The following is an 11,241-nucleotide window of genomic DNA, read 5'->3' as shown; positions in this document are numbered from 1 at the left end:
AGCCGTTGGTTGAGCTGGATGCTCATATGTGGCAACGAACGGAGATTAAAAAATGAACGATAATCCGATGTGGGATAAGCTGCAGTCCCTGAGATCTGCAATGCCGCGTTCTGTGAAAGAAACTGAGGTGTTGCGGGTTGCTGGAATTTTACTTGGTAATGATCCCCAAAAATCAGCAGGCGACGCAAGGCAGGAAGTTTTAAGGTGGGTGCAACGTCGTTGCGGTGGGCGGCTACCCCCAAAGGCGTGGGGATTTGAAGACTTCGACTACCTTGCGGGAGGGCGAAATAGCGCTGGCGTGCGCATTCAAACTGAAGACTCCGACATTTGGGCGATTCGGGCTGACGATCCCGATAAATCGGTGGCGGGAAGGATTTGGACGACGGAGGTAGTTGTTGGTCTTGGAAAGGAAGAACCTCCGCGTTTCAGTGCTCGTTTGATTGTCAGTAGTACAGAAGATCAAGTCAATATTGTTCCGCATTCACCTGGATTTATCCAACAGGTAGTCGAAAAAGTCGGACTGGCTAGGGGTAGATATCCTGTAACCGCCCATCCTCGCATAATTCAATCTGAAGCTGATTACATGGAGCTAACGGAAGGATTATTGGACAAAAATCGTCAGCTTCCAATTCTTGCACTCACGATCGCGGACGATAGCACAAATACAGAAATGCCGGCAATCGACGCTTATGCTCTGAATCGGGCGACTATCGGTTTGGCCCATGTGGTAGTCGTTCCCTCAGAGTTTACATGGAGACTCACACAAGATTTCGGGCGAAGGCACTCCGTATTTGGCGGGGCTGTTCGAGCCTATTTACCCGGCTTTTCACCAGACGAACCACCGTACCCCCATAGGCTTATTGTTGCCGATCGCCTTTCGGATGAAAATGGGCGGGAGCAGTGTGTTCGGTTGATGCGAACTTTAGCTGCAAATGAAAGCATTCATCGAACCCAGATAAACAGAAATATCCTAACATTCGCTTCGGTCAGAAACACATCCCTCCGTCTGCAACAGGAGCAAATGAGCGACGCAAGCGAAACTGAGCAGCTTTCGATGGCAAAATCGCGCATCGACGCTTTGGAGCGAGAGTTGGACGAGAGCAAAGGGGAAATGGACTATTTTGATGCCGAGCACAAAAGCGCAATTGAACGTGCGGAAGCTGCGGAAGACCAGGCCCGATCATATGGGTATAGAATCCATAGTCTGACTGCCCAGCTGAAGGAACAGGGCGGCACGTCATCAATCGAAAGTGACTTGCCTGAGACATGGCCACAGTTCACAATGTGGGTTGACGAAAACTTGTCGGGTTTAGTCGTCCTCGCCCCTCGCGCACGGAAAAATTCAAAAAACCCCCAGTTTGAAAATATGGGCCTCACAATCCGCTGTTTGAAGTGGCTTGCTGAAACAGGGAGGAGTCACTTTTTGCAAGGCGGGGGGTCAATCAGAGAGGCAGAAGTAGAGGCTGGTATCCGAAATGCTCATTGTGGGGGTGACCAGTTCGAATTTGATTGGCAAGGGAACAGATATACAGCTGATTGGCATATTAAAAATGGAGGGAATACCCGGGATCCTTCGAGATGTCTTCGAATTTACTATTGCTGGGATGATGCCAGCCAACAAATAGTTGTCGCTGATTTGCCCGCGCATAGACGCACTGGAGCGACTTGATGGATAGACATCGTCAATTTGTCGAGAAGTTGGCCTCTCGAAAACTAACGGGTTTTCGGAGAATGATTGACGAGGATGGCGAGTATTACGACGATATTTATCGAAGCAATGCAAGCCTGACCGAAAATATCGCAATCGACTACCGAGGGCGTTTCCTGATTGAGCTTATCCAGAACGCCTACGATGCACATGCCCCTAGAACGAAAGATGGACAGATCGACATTGTACTGGATCTTAGTCGAGGTAAAAACGGGACGCTTTACATCGCAAATAAGGGTAGTCCATTCGCCCAAGGCAACGTCAAAGATCTTTGTGACATGGGCCTCTCCAAAAAACCCTTGGGAGAGTCTATCGGAAATAAGGGGCTCGGGTTCCAGAGCGTTGTCCAGATAACTGATTCCCCAAGGATTTTTTCCCAAGCTATAGGTAAAATTGATCACACTCGTTTTTCGGGGTTCTGTTTCAAATTTGCCCAAGGCGAAGACCTTGCGGCGCTTATCAATAAGCGTCAGCACCTCGATCTCGCACACCGCGATCTTCCAGCGTTCCATGTGCCAATCTGGCTCCCGGAGCAGCCGGCACCTGTAACGGCGTTTGCGGTAGATGGGTTTGCCACCGTCATCGAACTACCTTTGCGCGATGAGGCGGCCAGGTTGGCAGTGGAGGCGGAAATAATTGCTATCCGCGATCAAGATATCCCCATTATTCTTTTTCTTGAGCGCATTTCACATCTTGGGTTCCGAATGATCGGGAGTGACCCGGATAAATTGATTGGTTTTTCTCTGGATCGTAATGAACAACCTCTTTCCGGTTCGGAAAAATGTCTGTCCCATGTAGATCTTGGTTTCGCCGGGTCGTATCTGTTAGCTCGCACGGCAGTGCCGGAAACTGCCATGAAAGAAGCTATCGCGCATGCCATTGAGCAGAAGCAACTGAACGAAAACTGGAACACTTGGAAGGGAGCCGGAGAGGTTGCGCTCGCCGTCAGGCTTGATGCTTCAGTGCGGACCCCACGGCTTTACACCTTCCTGCCAATGGGAGAGCAAGCAACCGCACCTTTACCAGGGCATCTCCACGGTAGTTTTTTCCCCAGATCCAACCGTAAAAGTCTCGATGCGAATATTGCGCTAAACAGAATGCTGCTCGAGGAAGCAACTGGTCTTGCGGCGCGCGCAATCCACCATTTGAGCGCGGAACCATCCAGTTCGATCGTACAATGGCTAGATGTCGATGCTCGCGCCACAGCAGTTGCTGACCTGCTATGCTGGGGTGATGTGGATAGCCTTGATACAGATGAAGATTTCGCTGGGCAGGTCGCGCAAAAGGTCGCCGAACGGTTCGGTGCGTCAGATTTCGGCGAAGCGCCCATTGTACCATGCCTCGCCTCAACTGAAGATGTCCTAACTTTGTCATGGAGCCCGGCCAATCAAGCGCGGCGCTGGCCTGACGGCACCACATCTTTTTCAGCTGAATTTTCCACATTGTTTACCTTTGAAACAGGCATCGCACCGATTTGGCCGGCGCTTGAAGAACGGATGGACCTATTGGATTCCTATCTGCAAGATCATGCTTCTAACTACCCGGGACCGCCCACCGGTGATGAGCGGGCTGTGTTCGTAAGCAGTATAGCGAAATCACTTGCCGCGGATCCGGGCACCCATTTATCTACGTGGACAGCTTTTTATGCAGATCTCCCTGACTTTATGGGTGACTACGGGGAGGCCTTGGAAAACAACCGCATTTTTCTGGGAGATGATGGAAAACTGCATTTTGCGTTGACCTCCATACCGAGTGCAGAGGTTAAGGGAAAACGAGCCAAGCGCCGCTCAAGGCGTGAAACTGTCGTTTTTTCCCCTCCGGATCCGCGCAGAACAAATACTGATGACGATCTGGATATTGATCCACCTGCGAAGCTAAGTAGTCGCTTCGCGTTTCTATCTGGTAAGCTTGCCTGGCATGATGAATTGGGTGAATCACGGAAATTCCTTGAAGACCATAAACTGGTGCTTGAATTTGATCGCGAGGCTGTTCTGGCACAGCTTTCCAGAATTCTTGCGGAAGAAAAAAACAAGGAAGTGCTTCGAGGCGGATTGCGTTGGGCGTTTCATCTTTGGCGCCAGCCTCGGGCGACCGGTCGCCCTTTCAAGCTGCAGCCACAACACCGCTTCCGGCTGCCTTCTGTAACAGGTGATTATGTTGAGGCAAGGGAGCTGGTTTTTTCTACGGGCTGGCCTAAAGATACCTGCGGGCAACTGCTTCAAGATTTTCTAGATTCTAGCCCGTCCGGCATTCCCGATCTGGAAGACTTATCGAACCGTCGACTTGCGGCCCCGGATCACCCTGCATTTCGCGATAAGTGGATTGAAGACTGGACAGAATTCCTTAGGGAGCTCGGTGTGAAATCCGGATTGCATCCAGTCGAGAAAAAAAGTGAACCGCGTACATTCCGCGCTTGGAAGATTCATGATTTTTCCTTCCTTCAGAGCTATGGAATTCCGATTGAATTTGCCACACTTTGGAAAGACGATATTGAGGTTCAGGATTCTGGGCTTTTACATCTCCCTTCTGCGACCGATTATGTAGTTGATGGTTCATTATGGTGGCTCCCCGGGCAGGCAGATGTGGAACAGTTTTCTTGGGAGTGCCAAGAATACTACGCACAATTGATTATCATCTGGCTTTCTGGCGAATTGCCACAATGCTGGAAGGTGGAGATTCATCATCACTTCAGCCGCTATGCAGATAGTCGGATGTGGCCCACTCCCATTTCTGCGTTTTTGCGCTCTGCACGTTGGGTTCCTGTCGAGGAACCGTCTCGCGGAGGCGCGGAACGGATCACTGTACAACCTTCTGAAGTCTGGTTTCACAAATCGGGTGGTGAACGGTTTCCCACGTTTCTTCGCCGCCCCTCGCTACCACTTCGGCGCGCGTTGGAGCGGGCATCCGAGGAGTTGATTGAGAATCTCGAAACCCATTCCGGACTGCGCACATTCAATGACTCGACGACGTTTGGCGAGCAGCTGACATTCTTAGTGGAGCAATTTACCCGCGAGGGTTTCGACAGTTATTTCGAACGACGCCTTCTCAACCTATACAGCCATACTTGGGCGTTGACTGCGAGTGCATGGGCTGAGGGCGAGTTGGATGACGGCGGTTTCTTATTACCGGATGAAATCCTGGTGCGGCGAGGCTCACATGTCGAGACACTTAGAGTGACGGACTTGGAGGAAAATGAATCTGAACGGCTATATGTTAGAGACACCGAACGGGAGGCTGAGTTGCGCCTTGTTGAGGCGAGCGGTCAGCTCTTGTTCGAAGTGAAGGAAGGTAACCCCACACAAATTGGGGATCTTCTTGAACACCTCTATGGCAAGATTGTGACAAGGTTGTCAAAAGCGGAATATACCTTTCTTGCTGACGGTCGGGATGTTGGCCAGGGTGACATCGCCTCAGTGCTCGACATCTGTCCAAGGATGCGGGTAATGGTAGCAGTGGCGATGGAAGCTCTAAAGGGTACCGAAGCTCAGCGTCTGCCTGCTGACCGTTCTATCGTGCTGGCAAAACTCGACCTGCTCAAACTGCAAAAGGCTGCAAACCTTACATTCAAGATTGACGGCCTCGATGTGTCTCACGGCCAGGAAGAGGGTGCTGCATATCACCTGAGTTTGGATAATGGTTACCCAATTGTAGTTGTGCGCAGTGCCCGTAATTGGGACGTAAATCTCATAGACCGATGTATTTCAGCGCTATGCGAAGCCATCGAACAGCGTGCCCTTTCACCCCATCTAAGGCTTTTGCTCGCTCATTTCGGAGCTGAGAGTAAAATTGACGAAGCCAGTTTTTGTCCCGATGATGACATCGACCGATACGCAGATATTCTGCAGTTGGATCGGGAAGCACGCACCATGGCCCGCAGTACACTTAGCGCTGGGCTGGAACGACAGGCGCCCTGGATACGCGCGTTACTACACTTGGTCGTAGATGAAGAAGCCGTAGAGGAGTTTGATCGTGAATGTCCGGACATTTTGAAGGATGTGGCGTTACTTCATGGGGCGCTTTCTACGTTGCTCCAGCCTGCAGAACTTTCGGCGGACGATGTTCTATCTGCTTGTAGGAGCGCTCTTGGACCTGGAGACTTTCGTGAAAACCTAAGTTTTGATTTTGCTGATTTCAATGCAAGCCTTATTGCCGTGGGGCTTGACCCTGATATTTACCCCGAGGTGCATAAGTCGAAAATGGAAAATTTTATTCGTGACAAGGAGGTGGCGATTATTGATGCCTTGAGGACAGCTTATTCCAAACTACTCCAGTCTCTGAAGCCGGTAGAAAATTATGCCGCTATCCGAAGTAATATTCGTGAAATCAGTCCAGATCCTAACTGGCTAGTAAGATTTAAGTCGCCACCAGAAGAAATTATTATCAGCAAGGTAAATGCGTGGCTTGCAACCCACGGGGCACGGCCGATTGGGGCTGAGGACGCTGACCTGGAACCCTTGGACGATGTCCGCAAACACAACCGCCTTTGTATTCAAGATGTGACAAAGAAAGCGTTGCCGCTTGTCCGGGCTTGGTGTGTTAAATTCCAAACCCTCATTCCGACGCTTTGGCAAACTCAAGAAAGCTGTGCTGAAAAAATCCGCAAGAAGTTGGATGAGGTGGGAGCGCTTGATTTCCGAAAACTAGGCGAGGGCTCTTTGCTCGAATGGATCCAAATTCTGAATTTGTGGCCCGACGAAATGCCGGTTTCACTTGATTGCGAACAGTTGGGGCTCTCTTCTGATGACCTGAAGCAAGAAGATGCAAAAGCGCGGGAAGAGGCCGAAGTCCGTAAACGTGAGGCACGTTCGATTTTGTTCAATGGCCGAGTGGTTGACCCGGAAAAAGTCGATCTGCTGGAGCTATCAAACGAGCTGTCCGAAACCCTTCCTGCAAAGATGCTAAAAGCATCGCTTGGAGCTCAGTCGAGTTTGGCACCTATAAATCAAAACCCTAGATCGCCGAAAAGAAAAAAACCACCACGTGGTTCGTCAAAAAGGCGATCACGTGCCCCTGAGGAAAAGACCCAATTAATAGGACGCTTAGGTGAAATTGCGGTCTACCACTGGTTAAATAAAATCTTGCCAAAACAGGATATCGACGCTGCTTGGCGGTCGGAAAACGGAGGGTTGATAACTGGGCGTGCCAGTGATGACGGCCTAGGGTACGATTTTGAGGTAACTTATAATAAACAATTCTGGCAAATAGAGGTAAAAGCAAGCTTGGAGGATCCGCAATCCTTTGAAATGGGAGAGACAGAAATCAAGGCTGCCCGCGCATCAGCCAAGTTTCGTAGCGGCACTCAGTACAAAATAGCCTATGTCAGCAACTTATCAGATCCGCCTAATCTATCAGTGGAGATGTTGCCAAACCCAATGACGGAAGAGGGAGAAGGTGTTTTAGAGCTTCTCGGCGAAGGCATCCGATATGGTTTCAAACGAAGCTGACCTTGAAGCGAAGGGCGGGCATGGAGCGGTTCCCATTTTTTCAGGTTTCCTTCGCAGACCAGAGAACGTTCGCTGTCAGAATCGTTTCCACCGCCACATGGCAATGATATAAAACAGAAAAATTAAATAACAGCCTTCTTATAGGGAAGCCGAAACAGATTGATGAGCAAGTCCAGATTGTAAAGCTTCGAAAGCTCTTCCCATATCCTGTGCTTGATCCCCGCCATCTGGTCCCGGATAGTCAAGTTTGGCCTATTTCGGCCGGACCGAAGTGTGGCGGGGCTCGAAGGAATGGAAAGAGTGCTCCGCGAAAATATACAAGAGCAAGGATAACGCGGCAGACCTTAAGGTGACTTTTCAAATGATTAACTCACACTGTTCTCAGAGCATGATTTGCTAACTTAGCGAATACTTTTTAATAGAGTGCATGAGTTTTGCCTCATGACATTTCAATGCTGGATATACAGATTTTTTCTTATTGACGGGATCAAAGGACTTTACGCCAAAAATTTCCTTAAACTCGTATTCTGCGGCAGACTGGCCAACCTTTGCGGTCAAACCACATGGTAGCAGGCTTTCTGATGGTAACCCGTTCGATAAGACGATCTCGTGGTTATCAAACATCAAATGATAATATTTGACCTCTGACGTTTTCATATCTGTTACAATTGTTGTGCCGTTAACCAGATATTTGGCGGCACATAACATAGAATCTGTAGCAAAATTCAATTCCATCTGCCAACCAGACAGCAACACTCGGTGATTAGGCGAAACCAGCAAGTCAGATGAGGGAAGCCCTGCGCCAAGGGCATCTTTAGAAATAACAACCGGCCGAAAATGCGGCTTGGCTTGTAATTCTTTGGCAAATATCGAACGGACCCCGATCCAGCGCAATGTTTGAATGCCGGAATATGTATTCACTGCACCACCAACACGAAGGTCTTCGACTTTGATCTGGCCATCCGGCGTTTCGATAAACGTTCCACCAGCAAAACAAATCAATATGTCCGTTGTATCGTCAACATTCTCGATTGAATGGGCGCCATTGGGAAAGTCCTCCATCGTCGCCACAGACAATGTGCCGTCCGTTCCGAAAAAATAACGCTGCCCGTCGGATGTAGTGATCACCATTATCTCGGTGCCACGCAAATCTTCGCCATTCACATCACTTAGCTTGTTTGTATAGGGGAGCGTGCCTGAGAACTCGACGGTGAATGTCATCTCGACCCCGTCAACCAAAACAACTGTATCGGAGTCTTCTGCGCCACCATTGTATTCCAGAATGATGTCGCCGCCGTCTGTGGCAACAAACTCGAGCGTTGTAACTGGTGTGGTGCTGGTGTTTTCCGCGTTCAGGGATGCGTTGTTGGCGGTAGAGCTATCGCCGCGGGCATAAAATGTTGTAGTCATCAGTGTTCCCCTACGGTCAATAAATGACCGCTGATATATTTTGCTGAAGTAAAATTCGCCCCCCTGATTAAGAATGTTAGCCAGGGGGGCAGGGGTGTAGCTGCGTGTGTGTGTACTCTACAGCCCCAACCTCCAAAGAATGGGTTGTTAATTTGGAGGTTATCTTGCCAATCGAAAGTATTCTGCCTCGAAGTTGTTCTCCATTCCCGAGCCGCAAAAACCCATTGTCATGTTTGATGTGCCGCTGATTTCACCTCGGGCTACAATTTGGGCCCCCTGTATTCCGGTGGCATTTGCAGCGAACGTCACATCCCCTTGGGCCAATAATTGCGCACCAAACATTTTCAAGTCAGCGGCAAATATCATGCTCCCATATGTGAGCAGTTCGACACCGCCGCCTTCGGCACAATTGTCGTCACGTCCAAGTTGAAGAGACGACGGGGCGTTAAATGATCGTGCGCTGGTATTCGTATTTGCCATGATGACATCTTCCAACACTGCACCGGCACTGAATTTGACCTCGCAACTGGTTATCAGAACAACCTCGGAAAAAGGGGTCTCGCCTGATTCCAGAGTGAGCTTTCCAGATTGATTACAATTCAGCCGGTAAACATGGCCTGGCTCGAGATCACTGCTTTTTAGTGAATTTGTTGGTGGCGGAATATTGATAACAGTAGTGTCCGTAATGTAATCTGGGATGTATTCCGGATCGCCAGTCAGCAAGCCTTCGAATAAGTCATCCATTTTATTCAGTATCCGCAGTCTATAGACACCTGAACGCAAGGCCGCCCGCAAACCGTCATTGGTTTCATACCCTGACCGCGGCAAGTCAATATCGTCGGTATCAGGCATCGAAACTACAGTTCCGGGCTCGAAGGTATTATTGCTGTTCAGGGAAACGTATTCGTTTGAATGAACGCAGAATCCGTTCTCGAACCCGTTGTTGCTTTGAATATCGACAACGCCATCGCTTACAAACCCCTCGCGAAAACACATTGGCCGAAAGGTTGCAAATACGGCTGGTGTAACAACGTCCCAGTCCGTCTTACCGACGAGCTGAAACAGGTAACTGGCAACTGAGTTTGATCTTTCCGATATTCTGCCGGTTTTGACCATGACAGCTTTTCTAGATGTATCATCAATCATGAAAACCTGCGTATCATAATCCCAGCGGCCGAATTTGATATCTTCGGGCTTGAGGACTACCCCATAGACACCTTCCGGCATTCCCGATGTTGCAACATCGACCGCCATAACCTTGGATTCAGTGGCGTCATGTGTGTCGCGGTAGTAAAGCGCCGCGTGTGCCGCCGCGTCTGCTGTTATCTGCAATTGTGATTTTGCCGCAACCAGGTTTGTTACATCGACTGCAATTGCTGCGATCATCGCCATTGTTGCAAACAGAAGGATACCCATAATGGTCATGCTGCCATCATCGGATTTTATGAATTTCGCGGTTTTTGACGTTGTCTTCGCGTGAGTGATGGTCTTCATGATCAATACTCCACCATATGGCTAGACTTGATAAAAATATTGATATTCGAGATGCCGGGTATAAATCCGACCGGGATCAAATCTGTTGTGGGAATTACAGCCGAAGATGTAATTGTTCCATTGGAGATCACCGAGTTTACAGTCGCATTGGGCGCAAGCTTGGCCAAAGCATTATCAATATAGGTTTCCACCTCTTCCTCGGTTTCAAGTCGGCCGATCGAAAGGTTCCGGTTGGCATCTTGCAATATGCGATATGCTTGTGCCTGTCCGAAAAACACAAACGAAACATCAGCGACAAAAACCAGAAAAGCAAAAAAGAACGGGATCCAGATGACAGCCTCGATTGTCATGCTTCCATCGTTATCTTTTATCGCCCTTCTAACAAATCTTGCTAGGCGTTTTCCCATTTTATCAGTCTTCTCGTTACGCCCCGGATCCGTGAGTGGTTAATCCCTTGAGCGGAACAAATTAATCACGAATCAATACCCAAACCTGATATTGCACAGCCTAGATAAACCCAGCAGGAACAACCTGTTCATGTTGGGTTCACCTTAATATGGCTATTGAGATTATTAGCGAGATATCAAAAACCATGATCATGAGAATACTTCTTTTATCTATCCTTTCTTTGCATCTGCTTATTGGCAAAGCTGTATTTGCGCAGGAGCTAACTCCACATCAGATACGGCAAGCCGTTTCTGATGGCAGAAGCGTTTCCTTCGGGAAAATTGCCCGCACCATCCAGAATAGAACCAAGGGTGAAATTATGGATGTGAGAGCATTTGAAAACGATGGGATTTACTATCGTGTTTTGATCTCCAGACCGAATGGGAACCTTGCAAGTGTTGTTGTTGATGCTGCAACCGGACGGCTGCTTTCAACAACATCCCCAAAGAGCAGAGCCGTTCAGAAAGCAGCAAATACTGCACCTAACAACGGTAAAGGTAAAGGCAGTGGAAACGGCAACGGCAATGGTAACAGCGGTGGCAACGGCAATGGCAATAGTGGTGGCAATGGTAACGGCAATGGCGGTGAGAATGGTAACGGCAATGGCGGTGAGAATGGTAACGGCAATGGCGGTGAGAATGGTAACGGCAATGGCGGTGAGAATGGTAACGGCAATGGCGGTGAGAATGGTAACGGCAATGGCGGTGAGAATGGTAATGCTGGCGGGATTTGACCTAT

The 11,241-nt window shown here is 49.2% G+C and carries 6 protein-coding genes; 3 read left to right on the top strand and 3 right to left on the bottom strand.

The genetic code is table 11. The features are described 5' to 3' along the window. The first annotated feature begins 52 nt into the window (after positions 1–52). A complete protein-coding gene (locus BAR1_RS12165) occupies positions 53–1,669 on the top strand; it encodes a hypothetical protein (protein WP_118943265.1) in 1,617 nt (538 codons plus the stop codon). Beyond that, positions 1,669–7,152: a sacsin N-terminal ATP-binding-like domain-containing protein gene (locus tag BAR1_RS12160; protein WP_118943264.1), complete on the top strand. Its 5,484-nt coding sequence runs from the start codon at positions 1,669–1,671 to the stop codon at positions 7,150–7,152. The genes BAR1_RS12165 and BAR1_RS12160 overlap by 1 nt, the downstream gene beginning before the upstream one ends. 396 nt (positions 7,153–7,548) lie before the next feature. Here the strand turns inward: BAR1_RS12160 and BAR1_RS12155 are convergent, their stop codons facing one another. The 3 genes from BAR1_RS12155 to BAR1_RS12145 form a co-directional block, all read right to left on the bottom strand. Next, positions 7,549–8,562, bottom strand: coding sequence for a Hint domain-containing protein (locus BAR1_RS12155; protein ID WP_118943263.1), 1,014 nt, complete (start codon positions 8,560–8,562; stop codon positions 7,549–7,551). A 159-nt stretch (positions 8,563–8,721) separates the two neighbouring features. Then, positions 8,722–10,056, bottom strand: coding sequence for a pilus assembly protein TadG-related protein (locus BAR1_RS12150; RefSeq protein WP_228408551.1), 1,335 nt, complete (start codon positions 10,054–10,056; stop codon positions 8,722–8,724). A 2-nt stretch (positions 10,057–10,058) separates the two neighbouring features. Next, on the bottom strand, positions 10,059–10,463 hold the full coding sequence (locus tag BAR1_RS12145) for a TadE/TadG family type IV pilus assembly protein (RefSeq protein ID WP_118943262.1): 405 nt from the start codon (positions 10,461–10,463) through the stop codon (positions 10,059–10,061). Positions 10,464–10,612: 149 nt separating this feature from the next. On the opposite strand from BAR1_RS12145, the gene BAR1_RS18110 reads away from it, so the two are divergent. Continuing rightward, a complete protein-coding gene (locus tag BAR1_RS18110; RefSeq protein ID WP_194295006.1) occupies positions 10,613–11,236 on the top strand; it encodes a PepSY domain-containing protein in 624 nt (207 codons plus the stop codon). Positions 11,237–11,241 lie beyond the last annotated feature (5 nt).

Origin of the sequence: Profundibacter amoris, from assembly GCF_003544895.1 — a bacterium.
Classification (GTDB): Bacteria; Pseudomonadota; Alphaproteobacteria; order Rhodobacterales; family Rhodobacteraceae; genus Profundibacter; species Profundibacter amoris.
The sequence above is the reverse complement of the archived record's forward strand: the minus strand, read 5'-3'. Positions and strand labels throughout refer to the sequence as shown.

Bases quoted from the DNA above. Each gene is read 5' to 3' on its own strand.
- BAR1_RS12165 (WP_118943265.1), top strand. From the start codon at position 53: ATGAACGATAATCCGATGTGGGATAAGCTGCAGTCCCTGAGATCTGCA.
- BAR1_RS12160 (WP_118943264.1), top strand. From the start codon at position 1,669: ATGGATAGACATCGTCAATTTGTCGAGAAGTTGGCCTCTCGAAAACTA.
- BAR1_RS12155 (WP_118943263.1), bottom strand. From the start codon at position 8,562: ATGACTACAACATTTTATGCCCGCGGCGATAGCTCTACCGCCAACAAC.
- BAR1_RS12150 (WP_228408551.1), bottom strand. From the start codon at position 10,056: ATGAAGACCATCACTCACGCGAAGACAACGTCAAAAACCGCGAAATTC.
- BAR1_RS12145 (WP_118943262.1), bottom strand. From the start codon at position 10,463: ATGGGAAAACGCCTAGCAAGATTTGTTAGAAGGGCGATAAAAGATAAC.
- BAR1_RS18110 (WP_194295006.1), top strand. From the start codon at position 10,613: ATGGCTATTGAGATTATTAGCGAGATATCAAAAACCATGATCATGAGA.